The organism is Streptomyces sp. CA-146814, assembly GCF_050942385.1.
Classification (GTDB): domain Bacteria; phylum Actinomycetota; class Actinomycetes; order Streptomycetales; family Streptomycetaceae; genus Streptomyces.
The window spans coordinates 1846356-1867786 of record NZ_CP192068.1 but is presented as its reverse complement, the minus strand read 5'-3'; the positions used below and the strand labels follow the sequence as shown (position 1 = coordinate 1867786).

Below are 21431 nucleotides of genomic sequence, written 5' to 3'. Positions count from 1 at the left end.
CTAGATTAGCGCTACCGGTTACGCTCCGGCGAACACGCAGTCAGAAGGGGGCCGAGTGTGACCGCTGAGGCCATAGAGACGGGCCCCCGCACGGGCGACAGCAGCTCCTCCGCCGGGGACGGCGACCGGCCGTTGCGCATCGCGCTCCTCACGTACAAGGGCAACCCGTTCTGCGGCGGCCAGGGTGTCTACGTACGGCACCTCGGGCGTGAGCTGGCCCGGCTCGGACACAGCGTCGAGGTCATCGGCGCGCAGCCGTACCCCGTGCTCGACGAGGGCGTTCCGCTCACCGAGCTGCCCAGCCTGGACCTGTACCGGCAGCCGGACCCGTTCCGTACGCCGAAGTGGCGCGAGTACCGGGACTGGGTCGACCTCGCCGAGGTCGCCACCATGTGGACCGGCGGCTTTCCCGAACCGCTCACCTTCAGCCTCCGCGCCCGCCGTCACCTCCTGGCCCGGCGCGGCGAGTTCGACGTGGTCCACGACAACCAGACCCTCGGTTACGGGCTCCTCGGCGACCTCGGGGCCCCGCTCGTGACGACGATCCACCACCCGATCACCGTGGACCGCCGGCTCGACCTGGCCGCCGCCACCAGCCGCCGCCGACGCGCCTCCGTACGCCGCTGGTACGCCTTCACCCGGATGCAGAAGCGGGTCGCCCGCAAGCTGGACACCGTGCTCACCGTCTCCGGCTCCTCCCGCGACGAGATCGTCGAGGACCTCGGCGTACGCGCCGACCGGATCAGCGTCGTCCACATCGGTGCCGACACCGACCTCTGGTCGCCCGACCCCTCCGTCCCCGAGGTGCCCGGCCGCATCGTCACCACCTCCAGCGCCGACGTCCCGCTCAAGGGCCTGGTCCACCTCGTCGACGCGCTCGCCAAGCTCCGTACCGAGAACCCCGCCGCCCACCTCGTCGTCGTCGGCAAGCGGGCCGAGGACGGGCCGGTCGCCCGGGCCATCGAGCGGCACGGGCTGGCGGACGCGGTCGAGTTCGTCAAGGGCATCAGCGATCCGGAACTGGTCGACCTCGTGCGCAGCGCCCAGGTCTCCTGTGTGCCGTCGCTGTACGAGGGTTTCTCGCTGCCCGCCGCCGAGGCGATGGCCACCGGCACCCCGCTCGTCGCCACCACCGGCGGCGCGATCCCCGAGGTCTCCGGCCGCGACGGCGAGACCTGCCTCGCGGTGGCGCCCGGTGACGCGGACGCGCTGGCCGGGGCGCTGGCCCGGCTGCTGGGCGACCCGGAGCTGCGCGCCCGGCTCGGCGCGGCAGGCCGGGAGCGGGTGCTCGCCCGCTTCACCTGGGCCCGGGCGGCCGCCGGAACGGCCGAGCTGTACCGTCAGTCGATCGCCGTCCGTAAGGCAACGGCCCGCAGGTGACGGCGATCCCGTGCACCGGCTGCCGTAACCCGCTTTTCTGAACCCGTACCTCCGACCTCGAAGGCAGGCCCTCGTGCTGACCGTCGACTTCACCCGCTTCCCGCTCGCCGCCGGCGACCGAGTGCTCGACCTGGGCTGCGGTGCCGGCCGGCATGCCTTCGAGTGTTACCGGCGCGGTGCGCAGGTCGTGGCCCTCGACCAGAACGGCGAGGAGATCCGCGAGGTCGCCAAGTGGTTCGCCGCGATGAAGGAGGCCGGCGAGGCGCCCGAAGGGGCCACCGCCACCGCGATGGAGGGCGACGCGCTCAACCTGCCGTTCCCCGACGACTCCTTCGACGTCGTGATCATCTCCGAGGTCATGGAGCACATCCCGGACGACAAGGGCGTCCTCGCCGAGATGGTCCGCGTTCTCAAGCCGGGCGGCCGGATCGCCATCACCGTCCCGCGCTACGGCCCCGAGAAGATCTGCTGGACCCTCTCCGACGCGTACCACGAGGTCGAGGGCGGCCACATCCGCATCTACAAGGCCGACCAGCTCCTCGCCCGCATCCGCGAGGCCGGACTCAAGCCGTACGGCACCCACCATGCCCACGCGCTGCACTCGCCGTACTGGTGGCTGAAGTGCGCCTTCGGGGTCGACAACGACAAGGCGCTGCCGGTGCGGGCGTACCACAAGCTGCTGGTGTGGGACATCATGAAGAAGCCGCTCGCCACCCGGGTCGCCGAACAGCTGCTCAACCCGGTCGTCGGCAAGAGCTTCGTCGCGTACGCCACCAAGCCGCACCTTCCGAAGGCCGAGGCGTGAGCACTCCCGAACAGACCGAACACCTCGTCCTGCCCGGCGTCCTGACGGCGGGTCAGGCCGCCGAGACGGTCGCCGCGCTCCTCGCCGTACAGCGTGAGGACGGGGCGCTGCCGTGGTTCCGGGGCCACCACCTGGACCCGTGGGACCACACCGAGGCCGCGATGGCGCTGGACGCGGCCGGTGAGCACGAGGCGGCGGAGCGCGCGTACGACTGGCTGGCCCGCCACCAGAACGGCGACGGTTCCTGGTACGCCGCCTACCACGACGGCGACCCGCAGCGGCCGACCGACCGCAGCCGCGAGACCAACTTCTGCGCGTACGTGGCCGTCGGCGTCTGGCACCACTACCTCGCCACCGGTGACGACGCGTTCGTCGACCGGATGTGGCCCAGCGTCTTCGCGGCGATCGAGTTCGTGCTCGGGCTCCAGCAGCCCGGCGGGCAGATCGGGTGGAAGCGGGAGGACGACGGTACGGCGGTCGACGACGCGCTGCTGACCGGCTCCTCGTCGATCCACCAGGCGCTGCGCTGCGCGCTCGCCGTCGCCGAGATGCGCGAAGAGCCGCAGCCCGACTGGGAGTTGGCGACCGGTGCGCTGGCCCACGCGATCCGCCACCACCCGGAGCGCTTCCTCGACAAGAACCGCTACTCGATGGACTGGTACTACCCGGTCCTCGGCGGCGCCATCACCGGGGCCGAGGCCACCGCCCGTATCCAGGAAGGCTGGGACCGCTTCGTCGTCCCCGGGCTCGGGGTGCGCTGCGTGCTGCCCAACCCCTGGGTCACCGGCGGCGAGAGCTGCGAACTGGCTCTCGCGCTCTGGGTGACGGGGGAGTCGGACCGGGCCCTGGAGATCCTCCAGTCGATCCAGCACCTGCGCGCGGAGGGCGGGTTGTACTGGACCGGGTACGTCTTCGAGGGCAACAAGGCCTTCTGGCCTGAGGAGTTGACCACCTGGACGGCGGGTTCGCTCCTGCTGGCGGTGGCCGCGCTCGGGGGGGACGAGGCGACCACCGCGGTCTTCTCCGGGGAGCGGCTGCCGGTCGGGCTTGAGCCGGACTGCTGCCGGTAGCCGATCGCCGGCAGGTGCTGGGCGCCGGTGCGGCCGGGCCGCCGTCAGCGGCGGATCCGGCCGGCGATGGCGTGCCCGATGAACAGGTAGACCACGGCCGCGAGACCGTAACCCGCCACGACCCGCGCCCATGCCGCGTCGAACGTGAACAGGTCGTACGACCAGCCGGCCAGCCAGGTGGCGGCGTCGTGCACCCACTGCACGAAGTCGTTGGTCCGGTTGGCGTCCAGCAGGTACATCAGGATCCAGAGAATGATGATGAAGGCCAGTATGTCGGCCACGACGGCGATGATCCTCGCCGCTGAACTGCTGCCTGAAGAACGGGTTCTGTAGGACATGGGGTCCTGGTTACCGCTTTACCCTCAGTGAAACCCGAATGGCGGTACCGGGTGGCGGCCCGTGCGGGGCCGGGCGAGCCTGGCCGGGAGTGCCGAGGTTCGTCACTCCCTGTGACGTGCCTGCCCGGGAGGCCGATGTGACCCGTTCCATGCCGATCCGTCGGCCGCTGATGGCGTTCCTGCTCGCCTGCGCCGTGCTGGTCTCCGCCACCGCGTGCGGGGATTCCGGTGATTCCGGCAGTGCGACCGGTACGGGGGTGAGTACCGGGGCGAGTGTCTCCGCGTCCGCCACCGGCCCGTCCCCTTCCGCCTCCACCGAGAAGCAGCGGCTCGCCAAGACCCGTTTCGTGGCCAACGCCGGGCTCGCGGCCGGGGCGACGTACCAGTGGATCGTGAAGCCGTACCGCGCGGGGACCTTCAAGAAGGGGGCCGATGGGCGCACCTTCGCCCTCGTCAAGGCGGGGCTCGCGGGCGGGTTCGCGTACAACCGGCTCAAGGCGGCCGCGGAGAACGCCAAGGGCGACCCGCTGCTGTCGAAGGCCGTCGCCCCGCTCACGGCCGGGATCGAGTCGCTCCAGGGGATGGCCACGAAGCTGCGCAACGGTGAGGCGGGCGAAGGGGACATCGGGGCGTTCGAGAGCGTCATCGACAGCATCAAGAACGCCGGGAAGGACGCGGGCGCCGAGGTGAAGGACAAGGTCCCCTCCACCTCGCAGCTGACGGGGTAGAGCGGCCGTCCGTTATTCAGATGATCACCGTCTGCGGCGCGGCTAGGGTCCGCGGCATGACGCTTCTTTCTTACGACCGTTACTGCGACGAGATCCTCGCGCAGACCGACGCCCTGCGCGCGACCCTCAAGGGCGCGGATCTCTCCGCGAACGTCCCCTCCTGCCCCGACTGGACCCTGCGGCAGCTCGCCGTGCATGTCGGCGGCGCCCACCGCTGGGTCGGGGAGATCGTGCGCGGTCGGGCCACCGAGGAGGTGGCGGAGGAGAAGGTGCCGGGGTTCGAGGGGCCGGGGAGCGACGCCCCGGACACGCTGGACGCCTGGCTCGCCGAGGGGGCGGCCGCCACCGTCGAGGCGTTGCGGGAGGCGGGGCCGGACGCCGAGGTGTGGACCTGGGCGTGGGAGCGGCGTACGGCGTTCTGGGCGCGGCGCATGACGCACGAGACGGTGGTGCACCGGGCGGACGCGGCGCTCGCCGCCCGGGTCCCGTACACGGTCGACGCCGAGGTGGCAGCCGACACCATCGACGAGTGGCTGCGGATCGTCTCCTTCTCGCAGGAGGAGGGCGACCCGGAGGCGGCGGACCTGCGCGGCGGTGGACGCTCGTTGCACCTGCACGCCACCGACGTACCCGGGGCGGAGTGGCTGATCGAGTTCGGCGAGGACCGCTTCACCTGGCGGCACGACCACGCGAAGGCGACGGTCGCCCTGCGCGGTTCGCTCACCGACCTGATGCTCGTCTTCAACCGCCGCCTGGAGCCGACGAGCGAGCGGGTCGAGGTGCTCGGCGACGCGGAGCTGCTGGACTTCTGGCTGGACCGGTCGTCGTTCGGGTGAGACCCGCAATTACTGAGGTTGAACTTGTGGAGTTGTTGGGGCTGATGGCTGGTCGCTCCTGCGGTATCACCGGGGTATGCGGTATCCACAAGGGAGCGGGCTAACCGCCGAGCGGCAGCAGTTCCGCGAGGAGTTGCGGGTGAAGGCGGCCGGGCGGTTCGCTCAGGGCGAGGCGATCTCGGTGATCGCCAGGGACCTACGGGGTCAGCGTCTGCTCGGTGCAGCGGTGGCGGCGGATGTGAGATGAGGGCGGTCTGCGGTCACAGGGGCCGGCATCGTTGCCGAGGCTGAGCGAGAAGCAGTTCGCCCAGCTGGAGGCGGAGCTGGCCAAGGGGCCCGCCGCGCACGGTTGGGAAGACCAGCGCTGCACCCTGGGCCGCGTGAGGACGGTGATCGGCCGGCGCTTCTATCTGACCTACACGATCCAGGGCGTGCGCAAGCTCCTGGTACGCAACGGTTGGTCCTGTCAGGTCCCGGCCCGACGCGCCACCGAGCGGGACGACGAGGCAGTGGCCGGGTGGGTCAAGGAGGTGTGGCCGTGCGCGGAAGACTCGCGACGGCCCGTGGAGCCTGGCTTGTCTTCGAGGACGAAGCCGGATTCTCCATGACGCCGCCGCAGGCGAAGACCTGGTCACAGCGCGGCCGGACCCCCCGTGGTGCGGGTTCGCGGCCGTTCCCGCAGACGCATATCCATCGCGGCGCTGACCTGCTACAAACCCGGTCACCGGTCCCGGCTGATCTACCGACCGCGCCGACGCGACGGCCGCAAGAGTCTCTCCTGGCGCGACTACCGGGACCTGCTGATCGCGCCCACCCGCAGCTCGGCGGCCCGATCGTGCTCGTCTGTGACAACCTCAACGTCCATAGGGCCGCTGCCTTGCGGGAGTTCGCCGCATCCCGTGACTGGCTGACGATCTACTACCTGCCGCCCTACGCACCCGACCTCAACCCCGTCGAGGGGATCTGGGCCCTCCTGCGACGCGGCTGGCTCTCCAACGTCGCTTTCTCCACCCTCGAACACCTCGTCCAGCGCATCTGACACGGCCTACGTCACATCCAATACCGTAGCCACCTCATAGACGGCTGCCTCGCCGCGACCGGCCTGACCATCAGAATTACCTGAGCGACCCAGCGACATCACGAGTTCAATCTCAGTAAGTCGTTTCATGCAGATATGAGGTTCAGAAGGAATGGCGATTACAGATTCGATAAGCCCCCTTGCTCAAATCGGTTGATCCACAGGTCGGCCATGTGCTCCTTATAGGTCTCGAGGATCGAGCGGGAAGGAAACACTTCGTCGGCCAGGGCGATACTCGGTCGATATCCCGCCCGAGGCGTCGACCTCGGAGGCCGGAACGCTTTACCGAAGGCGAGGGCCAAGGCCTGAGGGGTCCCGTTGTAAGCCGAGGTTGGACGACCAGGCGGCCCGCCGTCCGCACCGTTCGGCCCGCTGCACGGCGATTCGACTATCAGGATGCTAGGTTGTTCAGTTTGCCTGTCGCTTCGCCGCGGGTGGAGGTGGGGGAAATGTTCATCGGGAACGATGAACGGGGAAGTCACGAAGCTGAGTTGTTGCTCAAGTACGCCTTGATGTCGGATGCCAAGGCGTGGAGCACTCTACGGGCGGCATTCATGCCACGGCCCGCTCCCCCGGCTGCCAGAGCGTCGATCTCCTCCACCGCGGTGTTCAGATCGTCGTTGACTACCAACCGGAAGCGGTCGGCGTGTGAGATGACACCTTCGACCTCACGGAGCGCTATGGCGATGCGCTGGAAGATCGCAACCCTTCCGCCCTGCGGGTTCCGCGCACAACGATTTTCCAGTCTGCGCAGGAGTTCTGGAAGATCAGGAGGCAGTAGGAATACCATCAATAGATCAGGTAGCCCGATCCGGCCGAACTCCATGGCTCCTTGGATATCCACGTCCGTCAGGGCGGTCCCGCTCTCCCAGGCCCTCTGCAGTTCCTGGGCGCTGGTGCCGTAGAAATTACCTCCATAGCGCTTGAACTGGACGAACTTTTTGTCCCGGGCGAGATGAGCCATGCACTCGTGTGTAACGAAGTGGTACTCGACACCGTCTCTTTCAAGTACTTCGCTGTTGTAGCGTGGGGCCCGCGTGGTATGTGAAATTATTTCGCAGTAACGATGTGTTAAAAGGAGACCTCGTTTGATCGAGTCCTTTCCCACCCCAGAGGGCCCGACCAGTAGAAGAGTGGCTCGCGTAGGCGATGAGGAATCAAGATCCATATGGGGCTCGTATCCGTCGGCCAGCCTGGAAAGTTCGCTCGCCCAGTCCATCCTCACTCCTCGTCCCCTGTCGGTGGCCCAAGGGCCTCGCCGAGCTGATCTGGGGCGAACCCTGCGGGCCATACGCCACCCCGAAAACTCCCCGCTTGCGTGGCCCCGTAGAGTGGTCGATAACTTTTCGGCAGCTCGGGACTGTCGGCGGAAGCGAGCCACAGCCGTAGGAGCAAACGCGTTCCGGTACTGGCCGAATCGACGAATGCGGTCCGTGCATGGAGCGTCCGGAAGTTGTCGATCACCTGCAGGTCCCCGGGGGTCAGGATCATTTCTATCGACATTTCGGGACGTTCGAGTATCGCGTCTAGCTTGTCCATGGCGCTTCGCTGATTCGCGGTGATTCTGGGGGCGTCCGGGTAGCGCTGCGACTTCTCGATGAAGGTCCTGATATAGCGCATCACAAGCGATGAACTAGTCATGCTGAACACGGGTATTGCGTGCCAGTCGGAGAATCCTGGGAAAGCTTCACCTCGGAGATCGTTGGGTATCGGCTGATGGAGCTCGGCCCATAGTTCCGGCGATTCATTCAGTATGACGCCGTGCACGGCGGGGACGGAAGCAAGACGGCTCATTCCCCCTGCGGCTGCCTGCCGTATGCACAAGAGCGTGATTACATCGGTGCGATCTGCATGGAACGACAACGAGTCCGAACCCGTATAGCCTCGCTTCTTCCCACCATTGCGCTTAATACTGACGTCCTCCACTCGCCCGATGAGATCACCCCACCGGTTCTGTGACACCGGCCGGCCTAGAAGGTGGCCGAAAATCAAGTAGGCCCGCTCGACCAGTGAAGGATCCTCGTTCACCGGAAAGCCGGTCAGTACGGCAAATCCGAAGCCTGCTCGCAACTCCCTGCGCACGCGGGCGGCAAGAGCTCTGGACGCCGGAAGCATCTGGAGCCACAGAGCTGACTGGTAACCACCGGCCTCATGGTTCCCCAACCTCGCTGCTGCGATCAGCTCTCGTATGACAGTGGGGGGCATCTCTCTACGCCAGCGGGCTTCGTGTGGCGTGACATCCTTACGGACCCAGCCGCTACTCAAAGTGACTCTGTTCGTCACGGACGTGCTGAGTCAAGAAGTCAACCCCTTTATCGCCTCGATGACCGCGATGACCGTGCCGGAAGAAGTGGCGCTGAGCGCGAGATTCTCACTGATCCTCCTGAGCAGGGACTTATTTTCGCTGCTCATTTGTTCAAAATCGAAATCGGCGACGATGGTGTCAGCAGTGACTCCCTCAGCCAGGGTCACGTCGGTGCCGCTGATCCATTCGACGAACCGCGCAGCGTCACTTTCGGATTTCATGGCCCTCAGGAGGTGATTGGCCACTCCTGAGGAAGATATTTTCACCGTGTTGATGGTGGCCGAATCCTGAGCCACATTCACATCTCCGGTAACGTGCGACACATGGAATGATCGATCCACGATATATTCCCTTTCCGGTAGGCCTGAGTGATGATTCCTGGCGACGTCCGCGTAGCATTCGAGAGACCGCGCCAGACTGTGAGCACTTTTCCGTATCGTCGCACTCGAATGTGTCCTGGACGAGTAATGTGAAGGTCCAGTCCAAAAGAGGGAGCGTTGCCTCCGCTTTTGATAGCGTGCCAGTCCCGTCAGGTGGCGCTCCGTCCATGAGTTGGACCTAGAAATCCCTTGCGCAAACAGATCGTTCGCCAGGTACTCGCGTTCCACGCGCAGATCGTAGAGGACGGCGGCCAGCACAGGGATTGGAAGCTCGAAAAGCGGTTGATGGATGCCGAGCTCCGTGAGCATCAATTCGATGCGGCGTGCGCTGAGCGTAGGAAAGTGGGTAGGAGTGAAAACGCTCATCTCCGGGACACCGCGTCCGAAGTCCCGGAACACTGTTGCCGAGAGGCTGTCGCAGTACAAGCTGGCCCACTGGCGCGTCAGATGAGCACCCAGATCTCCTCTGAGATGGGCAGTGGCCCCTTCGGCAAGCCCTCGCAGGGATATCGCGTCCGCAATCAGATCCGCGAGGATCGGTCGATTACCGAGTTGATCCGGGAGATCAAGGAGAGCATCCAGGCGATGATCAGGAACCGGACGGCCAGCGTACAAGGTTAGGGAGAGTTGACTCTCTGGATCGACGACGCTTGTCGCCCACCATTTGCGGATGCCGAATGTCGTATTCCCTTGCTTCTCTACCCACCCCGCGCTGTACTCCTCCACCAAGCGGTTTTGCGCTGATGCGAAGAGTGGAGCGAACAGCTTCTTGTCGCTGTCGAACTGGCGGCGCCTGCTGTAGAGATTAACGCTGGGGTTGGCTCCACTGCCGGTGACACGAAGCAGATCGTTCTGGATCAGCGGGGAGAATTCCTGCAGGAGTTTGGATATCGCTATCTCTTCGTGATGGGCCGATATAGGAAAGAGAGCGGGCTCGGGGGAGACGACCGCGGATATGCGGACCAAGCGCTCGCATGTAATTAGCGGCGGTATGGAGCCTGCAGCCATGCGGGCCAAGATCTCGTGATCCGCGAAATGCAGGAAGATGCGCCTTCTCACTGTTCGTATCTCCCCGATCCTGGCGACGGGTCAACTCCAGTTTTCAGCTTGATGTAGGATCTACAGACTGAGAGCTTCGACTCCATATATGCCATGACCGAATCGACCTCGGCGACAGAAAAGCTGTCCGCGAAGAGTGAGACTGCTTCAAGCGACTTGGTTGTCACCCCAAAATCGAGAAGCTGGAACTTGACGTCGTCAAGTGTGCGGTAGGGTTCGATCGGTGTTTCGAAATGCAGTCCGTAGCTTTGGAAGAATTTTCGGGAGAACGCGACAGCCTCGGGTATCTGTTCCATGTACTCGTGTGCTTGGTAGGACGAGAATCCGGACACTACTCTTCTTATGTTCCGCTGCAGCGCAAGCGCGACCCCCTCGCATTGAATGGCCATCTGATGGCCGAGCAGAATGAGATTCGTCCGATACCTGGCGAAGTCGCTCTCGATATCGGCTATGGCTACTCTTCTGAAGATTCCGGAACTGTGCGTCAGGTGATGCTCCACCGAAACTGCTGGAAAAGCCCGGGTGATCTCCTCTACGCGCAACGGGACGACGTCTGTCTCTATGGTAGCGCCGGTACGGGCGGTCATGAGAACGAGATCACGTCCCGCATTTGCCTCCAAGCAAGCGGCTAGGGACGAGTCGCGTCCTCCAGAAAAGAGTATGAGCGACGTCTCACGCATTTTGGATGCACACTCATTTCATGGATAATGACTCATGATGAATTCATGGGCGAGGGCTCATGTGTGAAAGTTCCCGGACGAGGGTGTTGTGCACGTTTATAAAGTCCTCGGCGGCCTGGGGCGGCAATAGAGGAGTGGCGCATGATCGCCGACTCTCCACCTGTGGGCACCGGGCATCGCGAATTGCCCTGGAGCCGTTCTCGGGTAGCAGCCTTCTGGCTTCGGCCTGAAATGCTACGTTGTCGGCCGCCTTGAGGATCCTCTTATTTTCATCCGATGGTGGCATCGGGACTCCTAGAGCCTGGCCGATTGCCACGTCCATGGTTTCTGTCAGATCGGAGTATCCGGCGTACTGACCCACATCTCGCAGTCGTCTCTTCAGTGGCGTCGGCATGTCCCCCAAATAGGCCTCGTGGGAGTCGTGATGCAGTGCCAATAGGCGTAGATCCTGCCTACCCATATCAGCCACGACCTTGGAAACCAATACAGAGTGCTGGGCAACCGAGTAGAACTCCGACGTGTGACCTCCGAATCGGCAGATGCGGGACAGCGCGCCAGCGATATCCTCCAGCGTGATCGATTCAGGAGACGGGCGGGACAAATTGACTCGCCTTCCGGAGGAAGTGTCTAGCCAGCGATCTTCAGCGGACTTCATGGAGCGACTGATTCGCTTTCTCTCGCAGGGTGCGTGCTCGACCGTTTTGATCAAGGGTAGCGATCTTGCTCGTACCGCCATCCTGTCTGTTGTGCATCAAAGGATGATCCCCTAAAGCGCCGCTGCTGGCCAGTAGTTGAGCTCTTTGGATAGTGCAAAGTTCGGCGACTCATCCGGACAAGATCTCGAACGAGGCGTGACTCATATGATCAACTGGCCGCAATCCCTGATTCTCCGGCTCGTGCGGCGCAGGGGCGGAGAGGCACACGCTGGACTTAGATGGACCTGCTCAGCCCCACTTTGCGGTGAGCGACTGGGGAACCCGCCTTCCGGAAGAGGAAGACCGGAGCTCGGTGGCGGCGTGTGAGCCCTGGACCGTCAGGCTCTCCTTTCCTGGCACATCTGCGATGCGATACGGTCTACGCTCAACTCGCCACCAGGTTCGGTATCGCGACTTTGTACCGCTACATACGCGAGACGATCGACATCGTGCCCATTGCCGGGACTCTCACTGAGGTGAGGAGAGAGCTCCGGACAAGGTGTTCATCATCGTGTCCACCGCCCGCCTGTCGATCGACCGGATCGCCGCCGACGTCCTCCCCGGGAAGCGTAAGCGCCTCGGTGTGAACGTCCAGATCTTCGTTGTTCCCTTCGACCGCCTGCTGTGGGCTGTGTTGGCGCTGCCTGGGTCTTCCGAGACCTGACCGCCGCCCGCCGCCCCGGCATCGCCGACGAGGGGCTTAGCTCCGGGGCTGAAAGGGCGTACCGGTGGCTCGGCCATTCCGTGCCCAGGCCGTCGCCTCAAGCCATGGAAGCGGCGGCGATGTCGGGTCTGCTTTCTCGGTTCGCCAGGCGGTCCCGCAGCGTGAGTGCTGGGGGTCTTGATCTGGTTATCAGGCTGATCTGCGGAATGACCTAGCTGTTCAGCTCCGCCAGGACCCGTAGCGTGTGCGGGTCCGGGGCGGTGAGCAGGAGGTCGGTCACCGGGCCCTTGCGCCATTCCGCCAGTTTCTCCGCTATCCGGGCGCGCGGGCCGATGAGGGAGATCTCGTCGGCGAAAGTGTCCGGCACTGCCTGGACGGCCTCCTCCTTGCGGCCCTGGAGGAACAGGTGCTGGATGTGGCGGGCCTCCTCCTCGAACCCCATGCGGGCCATCAGGTCCGCGTGGAAGTTGCGGGCCGCGTGGCCCATGCCGCCGATGTAGAAGCCGAGCATCGCCTTCACCGGCAGCAGCCCCTCCGCCACGTCGTCGCAGACGTGCGCGCGGGCCATCGGCGCGATCATGAAGCCCTCGCGGAGACCGGCGAGCGAGGCCTCGTACACGTCCGTGCGGTACGGGGACCAGTACAGCGGGAGCCAGCCGTCCGCGATCCTCACCGTCTGCGCGATGTTCTTCGGACCCTCCGCGCCCAGCAGGACCGGGAGGGACGCCCGCAGCGGGTGCGTGATGGGCTTCAGCGGTTTGCCCAGGCCGGTGGCGTCCGGGCCCGCGTACGGGTGGGAGTGGAAGCTCCCCGCCACCTCCACCGGGGCCTCGCGGGCCAGCACCTGGCGGATCACCTCGACATACTCGCGGGTCGCGGTGAGCGGGCTCCTCGGGAACGGGCGGCCGTACCAGCCCTCCACCACCTGCGGCCCGGACAGGCCGAGGCCGAGCAGCAGCCGGCCGCCGGAGAGGTGGTCCAGGGTCAGCGCGTGCATGGCTGTCGCGGTGGGTGTGCGGGCCGCCATCTGTGCGATGCCCGTACCCAGTCGGATCCGTGAGGTGTGGGCGGCGATCCAGGTCAGCGGGGTGAAGGCGTCCGAGCCCCACGCCTCCGCCGTCCACACCGAGTCGTAGCCGAGCCGCTCCGCCTCCTGAGCGAGGGCGAGATGGCCGGGGTCCGGGCCGCGGCCCCAGTATCCGAGTGCCAGTCCGAGCCGCATTCCGTTGCCTCCAGCCGTAAGTGACGATCCGTCAGGTGGGGAGGGTGCGGGACGGACTGTACGGCAGCGGCCCCCCGCCCGGAAGGGCGAGGGGCCGCAGGCGTCACGCGTACGGGATCAGCCGCGCTGGATGCCCGTCGTGTCCTGGAGCACACCGCGACGGCCGTCCTGCGTCTGGGCGATGAGGCCCTGACCGCGCTGCTCGACCGCGAGGTACCAGGTGCCCGGCGCCAGCTCGGCGATCGGGTTCGGCGCGCCGTCCTCGCCGTACAGCGGGCGGGCCACCGGAACGGCGAACCAGAACGGGGTGAAGTCGCCCGCCGGAGCCGCGCCGCCCTGCGGTGCGGACTGCTGGGCCTGCGCGGCCTGCGCCTGCGCCGGGTCGGGCTGACCCGGCTGACCCTGCTGGCCACCGGTCTGCGCGCCCGGGTAGCCGTAGCCCTGGCTCTGCTGTGCGCCGTAGGGCTGCTGCTGGGCGCCTGGGTAGCCGTAACCCTGGCCGGGCTGGCCACCGTACGGCGGCTGCACGGCCTGCTGCGGCTTCGGGGCGCCGACGAGCGGGGCCTTGAGCGCGGGGACCAGTGGGCCGGCGACCGTGGCCGCGGCGAGCACGAGCGTCCCCAGCAGGCCGAGGATCAGGCCGGCACCGGCGTCGCTGACGTCGATGATCGTCCAGAAGGCGGTCCACAGCGCGAAGACGGTGAACGCGGTCCCGAACTGGCCGAGGTCGAGCCCCACGACCTTGCGGGGCGCCAGTCGGCCCACGATCACCAGCGCCGCGCCGATGATGCCGGCGAGGAAGACGCTCATCAGGAGCCCGAGCGAGTCCCAGGCGTTCGGGTTGGTGATGCCTGAGTAATTGAGGGAGTCGAGGAAAGAGGCGATGAACAGCACGACCGCTGCTCCGATCACCACGCCGTCGCCTCGAGTGAGGGAGCGGATATTCACGTGAAGGTCCTTAGTCGGTCGTCTCGTCGGGGCGGTCGTCGCTGCCGCCTGTGCGGCGGGCACGGCACGGAGCTCGGGGGTGGCTCCCCATCGTACGGATGAATCTATCGTCTGACCGGGCGGGTTGCGCCCGTGCCCGGTTCTTGAACAGTTATCCCCCCAATATCCCCGCAGACCCATCCCTTCCCCGCCGGGCAGACCTACCCCTTCAGGTGGGCGGCGATGCCGTCCGCCATGCCCTGGGCCGCCTTCTGCCGCCAACTCGCGTCGGTGAGCAGAGCCGCGTCCTTCGGGTCACGCATATTGCCGCATTCCACGAAGACTTTGGGCACGGTCGACAGATTGAGTCCGCCGAGATCGTCCCGGGTGTCCAGTCCGGTACCGCCGCCGATGTAATTGGAAGGCGCGCTTCCGGTCGTACGGACGAAATGGCCGGCGATACGGGCTCCGAGATCGGCCGAACTCTTCACGATCGTCGAGGTGTCCGCCCCGCCGCCCTTCACCGCGGCGGGCAGGATCACATGGAAGCCCCGGTTGCCGACCGCCGAGCCGTCCGCGTGCACCGAGACCACCGCGTCGGCCTTCGCCTCGTTGCCGATCCGGGCCCGCTCGTCGATGCAGGGCCCGAACGGCCGGTCGTCGTCGTGCGTCAGCAGGACCCGCGCCCCCTGCGCCTGGAGCAACTCCCGCAGCCGGTACGACACATCGAGGGTGAAGCGGGCCTCCGCGTAACCGGCGTCCGTGGACGTACCGGTCGTGTCGCACTCCTTGCGGCCGGTGCCGATGTCGACCTGCTCGTTGATCTCCTTGGTGTGCTCGCGGTTACGCGGGTTGTGGCCCGGGTCGATCACCACGGTCCTGCCGGTCAGCGGGCCTTGGGGGAGCGGGGTGGTGGGGGAGGGCTTCGGAGTGGGCGAGGAGGGCTCCGGGGTGGGCGACGCGGAGGCCTTCGCTCCCGCTCCGTCCGTCGTGTCCGGGGGGCCGCCGCATCCGGTGATCGTCGTCAGGCAGAGCGCGGCCAGCGCGGAGGCCGCGAGGAGCGGGCGGGCGCGGCGGGTGGGGGGAACGCTGTCGTCGTACGGCACGCGGGCGATGCTATCCGTACGGGCAGGAGGGCAGCGGAACCTCGGATCCCCGCGCCGCCACGGGTACGGGGGTGACGCGCCCGGGTACGCTCAGATCCCCGCGCCCGTGCGCCGCAGCACCCGCAGCGAGTCCGTCACGGAGACCTCGGTGAAGGCTCCCGAGGCCAGCGCCCGCAGGTACACCCGGTACGGGGCCTGGCCGCCGTCGGCCGGGTCCGGGAACACGTCGTGGATCACCAGGAGCCCGCCCTCGGCGATGTGCGGGGCCCAGCCCTCGTAGTCGGCGTTCGCGTGCTCGTCGGTGTGCCCGCCGTCGATGAAGACCAGGCCGAGCGGCCCGGCCCAGACCGCGGCGACCTGCGGGGACCGGCCGACGAGCGCCACCACGTGCTCCTCCAGACCGGCCCGGTGCAGGGTGCGGCGGAAGGTCGGGAGGGTGTCCATCAGCCCGATCTCCGGGTCCACCACGCCCGGGTCGTGGTACTCCCAGCCCGGCTGCTGCTCCTCGCTGCCCCGGTGGTGGTCCACGGTGAGCGCGCCGACCCCGGCGCTCCGGGCCGCGTCGGCCAGCAGGAGGGTGGAGCGCCCGCAGTACGTGCCCACCTCCAGCAGCGGCAGCGCCAGCGCCCCGGCCTCGGTGGCGGCCGAGTACAGGGCGAGCCCCTCGTGGACCGGCATGAAACCCTTGGCGGCCTCGAACGCGGCGAGCACGTCCGGAGTGGGAGCGGGCGCGGTCACGGGGTTCCTCCAGGTGGGGCGGGTCTGCTTACGACGGCGCTCCATCGTGCCGTACGGTCCGGCCGGCGCTCACGGCGGGGGCGGGGCCGGCCGGGGCGACAGCGGTGGAGGCCGGAGCCGCGACCGGAGCAGGCCCGGCGTCCGTGCTGCTCGCCAGCAGCACCGGGTGTCCCGACGGCCGCTGCGACGGCAGGAACGCCGCCAGCACCAGGCCCACCAGCACCGCTCCCGTCGCGATCAGGAACGAGATCCGGAACCCCTCCATGGACGGCACCTGCGCCGACCCCATCCGCACCGACGTGTTGGCCAGCACCATGCCGATGACAGCGCTCGACACCGACGTACCGATGGACCGCATCAAGGTGTTGAGGCCGTTGGCCGCGCCGGTCTCCGACGGGTCGACGGCGCCGATGATCAGAGCGGGCAGCGAGGAGTAGGCGAGGCCGATCCCGGCGCCGAGCACCACCGCGATCAGCACGGTCTGCCAGGCGGCGCTGAGCAGCCCGAGCCCGGCCCCGTAACCGATCGCGATGATCAGCATCCCGAGCATCAGCGTGGCTTTGGGGCCCCGGCGGGCCGAGATCCGGGCGTAGAGCGGGGCGACGAACATCATCGTCACGCCCAGCGGGGCCACGCAGAGCCCGGCGACCACCATGGACTGTCCGAGGCCGTAGCCGGTGGACGTGGGGAGCTGGAGCAGTTGCGGCAGGACCAGGGAGACCGCGTAGAAGGCGACGCCGACCATGATCGAGGCGAGATTGGTGAGCAGCACCTCACGGCGGGCGGTGGTGCGCAGGTCGACCAGGGGTGCCGTCGTCCGCAGCTCGAACAGGCCCCACAGCACCAAAACCGTGACGGACGCGGCGAGCAGGCCGAGCGTGGGGGCCGACGCCCAGCCCCAGTCGCCGCCCTTGGTGGTCGGCAGAAGCAGGAGGACCAGGCCGAGCGAGAGGCCGAAGGCGCCGATGAAGTCGAAGGTGCCGGGGGCGCGGAGTGGAGGTTCCGGGACGAAGGCGTACGTCAGCGCCATCGCGAGTACGCCGAGCCCGGCCGAGCCGAGGAAGAGGACGTGCCAGTCGGCGTGCTGGGCCACCAGCGCGGCGGCGGGAAGCGCGAGGCCGCCGCCGACGCCGATCGACGAGCTCATCAGCGCCATCGCCGAGCCGAGCTTCTCGCGCGGCAGCTCGTCGCGCATGATCCCGATGCCGAGCGGGATCGCGCCCATGGCGAAGCCCTGGAGCGCACGACCGGTGATCATCACGACCAGGTCGTCGGTGGAGGCGCAGATCAGCGAGCCGATCACCATCACGGCGAGCGAGGCGAGCAGCATCCGGCGCTTGCCGTACAGGTCGCCGAGCCGGCCCATGATCGGGGTCGAGACGGCGCCCGCCAGCAGGGTCGCGGTCATCACCCAGGTGGCATCGGCCGGGTCGGTGTCCAGCAGGACCGGCAGGTCCTTGATGACCGGGACGAGCAGGGTCTGCATGACCGCGACGGTGATCCCGGCGAAGGCGAGGACGGGAACGATGGGACCGGAGCGCGCTTTCGGCGGCCGGGGGAGGCCTGCTGTGTGCCGTATCTGTTTCGTCCGTCGCATCCGTGGGGCCTCCCGGGCAGCCTTGACCACCCGGGCTCCCCCCAAGTGTGTGCATGGTGAACGCTTCCCTGGCGGGCTCTATTCCGGTTCGGGCCCCGCAGCCTTCTGACTGGCCGTCAGATCTTCCGTCGCCGGGCCTTCCGTCGAAGTGAAACGTGTTCTACTCTTGCGCCGTTCCAGTGGCTGCGACCGGCGAGGATCCGCATGCGCATCGGCACGGGTATCAGCACGGGTATCGGGATCGGCACGGGTATCGGGATCGGCACGGGTATCGGCATCACCGAAGAGCACCGCGCGCTGGCGCACTCCGTACGCGGGTGGCTGGCGCGGGCCGTGCCGGCCGGTGAGGTGCGCAAGCTCCTTGACACGGGAGGCCCGGCTGCCTCCGGGGTGCGCCCCGCGCACTGGGAGGCGTTCGTCGGGCAGGGGCTGGCCGGGATCCATCTGCCCGAGGAGTACGGGGGAGGGGGCGGCGGTCTCCTGGACCTCGCCGTGGTCCTGGAGGAGGCGGCCTACGGGGCGCTGCCGGGGCCGTACCTCGCGACCGCGCTGACGGGGGCGGTGCTCGACCGGGCAGCCGGGACCGGGGGCCTGGCCCGGGGCCCGCTCCGGGACCTGCTCCGGGGGGCGCTCCGGGCTCTCGCCGCCGGAGACCGTACCGCCGCCCTCGCCCTCACCCCCGGCACCCTCACCGCCACCCCCGCCCCCACCGGCCACCGCCTCGACGGCACCGCGCCGCCCGTCCTTTCCGCCGAGGCGGCCGATCTGCTGCTCCTGCCCGCCGCCACGCCCACCGGCGAGCGCTGGTTCCTCGTGGGCGCCGGGGCCGACGGGCTCACCGTGCGCCCGCACCGCAGCGTCGACCCGACCCGGCCGACGGCGGAGGTGCGGGCCGACGCCGTTCTCGTACCGGAGCACCGCGCTCTGCCGATAGGGGACCCCGCGCTCGTCCGCGACCTGGCCGCCGTCCTCCTCGCCGCCGACGCCTGCGGCACCGCCGCCCGGAGCCTCGACATGGCCGTCCAACACGCCACCGTACGCGAGCAGTTCGGGCGTCCCATCGGCGCGTTCCAGGCGGTCAAGCACCTCTGCGCCGACATGCTCGTCCGCCTCGAACAGGCCCGCGCCCTCACCTGGGACGCGGCCCGCGCCGCCGACGAGGAGACCGGGGCCGAGGAGCGTGCGCTCACCGCCGCGCTCGCCGCCGCCACCGCGCCGGAGGCCGCGTACAGCTGCGCCAAGGACACCATCCAGATCCTCGGCGGCATCGGCTTCACCTGGGAGCACGACGCCCACCTCTCCTTACGCCGGGCCGCCCTCGCCCGCCAGCTCCTCGGTACTCCCGCCACCCACCACCTGCGCGCCACCCGCCTCGCCGAGGCCGGCGCCCGCCGCGAACTCGCCCTGGAACTCCCGCCCGAGGCCGCCCGCCACCGCGCCGAGGCCCGCCCGCACCTCACCGCCGCCCGCGGCCTGGCCCCGCGCGAGGCCCGCCGAGCCCTCGCCGCCACCGGCTACGCGGCCCCGCACCTGCCGGCCCCGTACGGACTGGGCGCAGGCCCCGTACAACAGCTCGCGATCCAGCAGGAGTTGAGCGAGCAGTCCATCCGGCTCAGCGACCTCTCCATCGCCACCTGGGTCGTGCCGTCGCTCATCGCGTACGGGACCGAGGCGCAGCGGGACCGCTATCTGCCCGCCACCCTGCGCGGCGACCTCCAGTGGTGCCAGCTCTTCTCCGAGCCCGACGCCGGATCCGACCTGGCTGCTCTGCGCACCCGTGCCGTACGGACCGCCGAAGGGTGGCGGATCACCGGGCAGAAGGTCTGGACGAGCGCCGCCCGCACCGCCGACCACGGCATCCTGCTCGCCCGCACCGACCCGGACGCGCCCAAGCACCGGGGACTCACCTACTTCCTGGTCGACATGAAGAAGGCCCGGGGCATCGACATCCGCCCGCTGAAGGAGATCACCGGAGAATCCCTCTTCAACGAGGTCTACTTCGACGATGTGCTGCTCCCCGCCGACGCCGTGGTCGGCGAGGTCGGCGGCGGCTGGCGCGTCGCCCGCAACACGCTCGGCAACGAACGCGTCCACATGGCCGACCAGATGACCTTCGACAGCGGCCTCGAAGCGCTGATCGCCCGGTCCGCGGAGACCGATGACGTGACCCGTACCCGGATCGGCGCGCTCGCCGCCGAGGCCCACGCGCTCGCCTGCATCGGGCTGCGCACCACGCTCCAGCAGGTCTCCGGCCGCGAACCGGGCGCCGGAGCCTCGGTGCGCAAGCTCGTCCAGACCGTCCACCAGCAGAAGGTCGCCGAGCTGACCCTCGAACTCCTCGGCCCCGCAGGCGCGGTGGACGAACCGGAGGCCGGTGAACGGGCCCTGCACGGCTTCCTGATGTCCCGCTGTCTGACCATCGCGGGCGGCACCACGCAGATCCAGCTCAACGTCGTCGCGGAACGGATGCTCGGCCTGCCCCGGGACTGATCCCGGCCACCACCTGAGGAGCGGAACATGAAGGCCTACATCGCCGGCGTCGGCATGACGAAGTTCGAGAAGCCCGAGACCCGCGACTGGCAGTACTGGGACATGGTCCGCGAGGCGGGCACCGCCGCGCTGGAGGACGCCGGTGTCCGGTACGAGCAGGTCGAACAGGTCCCCGTCGGCTACTGCTTCCAGCCCTCCACCGCCGGACAGCGGGCCGTCTACGAGCTGGGACTGACCGGCATCCCCGTCTACAACGTCGACAACAACTGCGCCACCGGCTCCACCGCCCTGATGCTGGCCCGGCAGTTCGTGGAAGGCGGCTCCAGCGACTGCGTCCTCGCCGTCGGCTTCGAGAAGATGGCCCGCGGGTCGCTGGGCGGTGGCACGGGAGGCGGCTCCAGCGGCAGTGACTTCGCCGCCTCGCCCGTCGCCCGGCACTACGGGATCATGGCCGCCGCCCACGGCTTCGCGGCGTCCCCGCCCACCGCGCAGATCTTCGGCAACGCGGCCCGCGAGCACATGCGGCGGTACGGGACCACGCCCGCGCAGCTCGCGGCCGTCGGGGCCAAGAACCACCGGCACTCGGTGCACAACCCGTACGCCCAGTTCCAGGACCCGTACACGGTGGAGGAGGTCCTCGCCGCCCGTACCGTCCACGACCCCCTCACCAAGCTCCAGTGCTCACCGACCTCCGACGGCGCGGCGGCCGCCGTGGTGGTCTCCGAACGGTTCGCCGAGCGCCACGGCCTGGCAGAGCGGGCCGTGGAGATCGCCGCGCAGGCCATGACCACGGACACCGACGCCTCCTTCGCCTCCGGCACCTGCGTCGACGCGGTCGGCGCTCCGATGTCCCGGGCCGCCGCCGAGCAGGTGTACGCGGCCTCCGGCCTCGGCCCCGGAGACCTCGACGTGATCGAGCTGCACGACTGCTTCTCCATCAACGAGCTGCTCACCTACGAGGCGCTCGGGCTCTGCGGCGAGGGCGAGTCCGGCAAGCTCGTGGAGTCCGGGGCGACGACGTACGGCGGGCGGTGGGTGGTGAACCCGTCGGGCGGGCTGATCTCCAAGGGGCATCCGCTGGGTGCGACCGGGATCGCGCAGGTCGCCGAGCTGACCTGGCAGCTGCGCGGCGAGGCGGGCGCGCGCCAGGTCCCGGGGGCGCGTACCGGGCTGGCCCACAACATCGGGCTGGGCGGCGCGGCGGTGGTGACGCTGCTGCGGCGGTGAGGGCCCGGCGTGTTTGCCGACGGGGGCCGGGGGCCAGGGCTGCTGCGGTGAGGCCGCCGGAGGCCGCAGGCCGGGCTGCGGCGGTGAGGTTCAGTGGCAGCCGGGT

Annotated in this window: 20 protein-coding genes; 10 read left to right on the top strand and 10 right to left on the bottom strand. The window is 68.3% G+C overall.

From position 1 onward, the window contains the following. Nucleotides 1-57 precede the first annotated feature (57 nt). The 3 genes from ACQP09_RS08305 to ACQP09_RS08295 all read left to right on the top strand — a co-directional run bounded on the left by ACQP09_RS08305 (nucleotide 58) and on the right by ACQP09_RS08295 (nucleotide 3255). Nucleotides 58-1380, top strand: a complete 1323-nt coding sequence (locus ACQP09_RS08305; protein ID WP_433397192.1) for a glycosyltransferase family 4 protein — start codon at nucleotides 58-60, stop codon at nucleotides 1378-1380. 73 nt (nucleotides 1381-1453) lie between these two features. Then, nucleotides 1454-2185 (top strand): class I SAM-dependent methyltransferase, encoded by a 732-nt coding sequence (locus ACQP09_RS08300; protein ID WP_019764966.1) that lies wholly within the window; start codon nucleotides 1454-1456, stop codon nucleotides 2183-2185. After that, nucleotides 2182-3255, top strand: a complete 1074-nt coding sequence (locus tag ACQP09_RS08295; RefSeq protein WP_433397189.1) for a prenyltransferase — start codon at nucleotides 2182-2184, stop codon at nucleotides 3253-3255. Before ACQP09_RS08300 ends, ACQP09_RS08295 begins: the two co-directional genes overlap by 4 nt. A gap of 44 nt (nucleotides 3256-3299) precedes the next feature. On the opposite strand, the gene ACQP09_RS08290 is transcribed toward ACQP09_RS08295, so the two are convergent. Then, nucleotides 3300-3593 (bottom strand): hypothetical protein, encoded by a 294-nt coding sequence (locus ACQP09_RS08290; RefSeq protein ID WP_404057453.1) that lies wholly within the window; start codon nucleotides 3591-3593, stop codon nucleotides 3300-3302. A 137-nt stretch (nucleotides 3594-3730) separates the two neighbouring features. Here ACQP09_RS08290 and ACQP09_RS08285 point away from each other — a divergent pair, with 137 nt between their 5' ends. The 4 genes from ACQP09_RS08285 (at nucleotide 3731) to ACQP09_RS08270 (ending at nucleotide 6196) form a co-directional block, all read left to right on the top strand. Then, nucleotides 3731-4321, top strand: a complete 591-nt coding sequence (locus ACQP09_RS08285; protein WP_433397187.1) for a hypothetical protein — start codon at nucleotides 3731-3733, stop codon at nucleotides 4319-4321. A 56-nt stretch (nucleotides 4322-4377) separates the two neighbouring features. Continuing rightward, nucleotides 4378-5157, top strand: coding sequence for a maleylpyruvate isomerase family mycothiol-dependent enzyme (locus ACQP09_RS08280; protein WP_433397185.1), 780 nt, complete (start codon nucleotides 4378-4380; stop codon nucleotides 5155-5157). 278 nt (nucleotides 5158-5435) lie between these two features. Continuing rightward, on the top strand, nucleotides 5436-5765 hold the full coding sequence (locus ACQP09_RS08275; protein ID WP_433397184.1) for a helix-turn-helix domain-containing protein: 330 nt from the start codon (nucleotides 5436-5438) through the stop codon (nucleotides 5763-5765). Next, complete coding sequence (locus ACQP09_RS08270; protein WP_433397183.1) at nucleotides 5762-6196, top strand: transposase; 435 nt, start codon at nucleotides 5762-5764, stop codon at nucleotides 6194-6196. Before ACQP09_RS08275 ends, ACQP09_RS08270 begins: the two co-directional genes overlap by 4 nt. Before the next feature lie 517 nt (nucleotides 6197-6713). Here ACQP09_RS08270 and ACQP09_RS08265 read toward each other — a convergent pair. From ACQP09_RS08265 to ACQP09_RS08250, 4 genes are all read right to left on the bottom strand, one after another. After that, nucleotides 6714-7454, bottom strand: coding sequence for a guanylate kinase (locus ACQP09_RS08265; protein WP_433397181.1), 741 nt, complete (start codon nucleotides 7452-7454; stop codon nucleotides 6714-6716). A gap of 2 nt (nucleotides 7455-7456) precedes the next feature. Beyond that, nucleotides 7457-8440, bottom strand: a complete 984-nt coding sequence (locus tag ACQP09_RS08260; protein WP_433397179.1) for a TauD/TfdA family dioxygenase — start codon at nucleotides 8438-8440, stop codon at nucleotides 7457-7459. Between the two features lie 90 nt (nucleotides 8441-8530). Then, entirely contained in the window at nucleotides 8531-9979 is a 1449-nt protein-coding gene (locus ACQP09_RS08255; protein WP_433397177.1) for a hypothetical protein, read from the bottom strand. Further along, nucleotides 9976-10566: a hypothetical protein gene (locus tag ACQP09_RS08250; protein WP_433397175.1), complete on the bottom strand. Its 591-nt coding sequence runs from the start codon at nucleotides 10564-10566 to the stop codon at nucleotides 9976-9978. Before ACQP09_RS08250 ends, ACQP09_RS08255 begins: the two co-directional genes overlap by 4 nt. Before the next feature lie 1287 nt (nucleotides 10567-11853). On the opposite strand from ACQP09_RS08250, the gene ACQP09_RS08245 reads away from it, so the two are divergent. After that, the gene (locus ACQP09_RS08245) at nucleotides 11854-12018 is read left to right on the top strand and encodes a hypothetical protein (protein ID WP_433397173.1); all 165 of its coding nucleotides are present in this window, start codon (nucleotides 11854-11856) and stop codon (nucleotides 12016-12018) included. Nucleotides 12019-12229: 211 nt separating this feature from the next. Here the strand turns inward: ACQP09_RS08245 and ACQP09_RS08240 are convergent, their stop codons facing one another. The 5 genes from ACQP09_RS08240 to ACQP09_RS08220 form a co-directional block, all read right to left on the bottom strand. Beyond that, nucleotides 12230-13240 carry an LLM class F420-dependent oxidoreductase gene (locus ACQP09_RS08240; RefSeq protein WP_433397172.1) on the bottom strand — a complete coding sequence of 337 codons (1011 nt, stop codon included), beginning with the start codon at nucleotides 13238-13240 and terminating at the stop codon, nucleotides 12230-12232. 117 nt (nucleotides 13241-13357) lie between these two features. Next, the gene (locus ACQP09_RS08235) at nucleotides 13358-14155 is read right to left on the bottom strand and encodes a hypothetical protein (protein WP_433397170.1); all 798 of its coding nucleotides are present in this window, start codon (nucleotides 14153-14155) and stop codon (nucleotides 13358-13360) included. 233 nt (nucleotides 14156-14388) lie between these two features. Continuing rightward, a complete protein-coding gene (locus tag ACQP09_RS08230; RefSeq protein WP_433397168.1) occupies nucleotides 14389-15273 on the bottom strand; it encodes an N-acetylmuramoyl-L-alanine amidase in 885 nt (294 codons plus the stop codon). A gap of 90 nt (nucleotides 15274-15363) precedes the next feature. Then, complete coding sequence (locus ACQP09_RS08225) at nucleotides 15364-16056, bottom strand: class I SAM-dependent methyltransferase (protein ID WP_433397167.1); 693 nt, start codon at nucleotides 16054-16056, stop codon at nucleotides 15364-15366. After that, nucleotides 16040-17608 (bottom strand): MFS transporter, encoded by a 1569-nt coding sequence (locus ACQP09_RS08220; RefSeq protein WP_433397165.1) that lies wholly within the window; start codon nucleotides 17606-17608, stop codon nucleotides 16040-16042. Before ACQP09_RS08220 ends, ACQP09_RS08225 begins: the two co-directional genes overlap by 17 nt. Nucleotides 17609-17812: 204 nt before the next feature. On the opposite strand from ACQP09_RS08220, the gene ACQP09_RS08215 reads away from it, so the two are divergent. Together ACQP09_RS08215 and ACQP09_RS08210 are read left to right on the top strand one after the other, a co-directional pair. Continuing rightward, entirely contained in the window at nucleotides 17813-20098 is a 2286-nt protein-coding gene (locus ACQP09_RS08215) for an acyl-CoA dehydrogenase (RefSeq protein WP_433397163.1), read from the top strand. Nucleotides 20099-20125: 27 nt separating this feature from the next. Further along, entirely contained in the window at nucleotides 20126-21325 is a 1200-nt protein-coding gene (locus ACQP09_RS08210) for a lipid-transfer protein (protein ID WP_433397162.1), read from the top strand. Nucleotides 21326-21431: the final 106 nt, after the last annotated feature.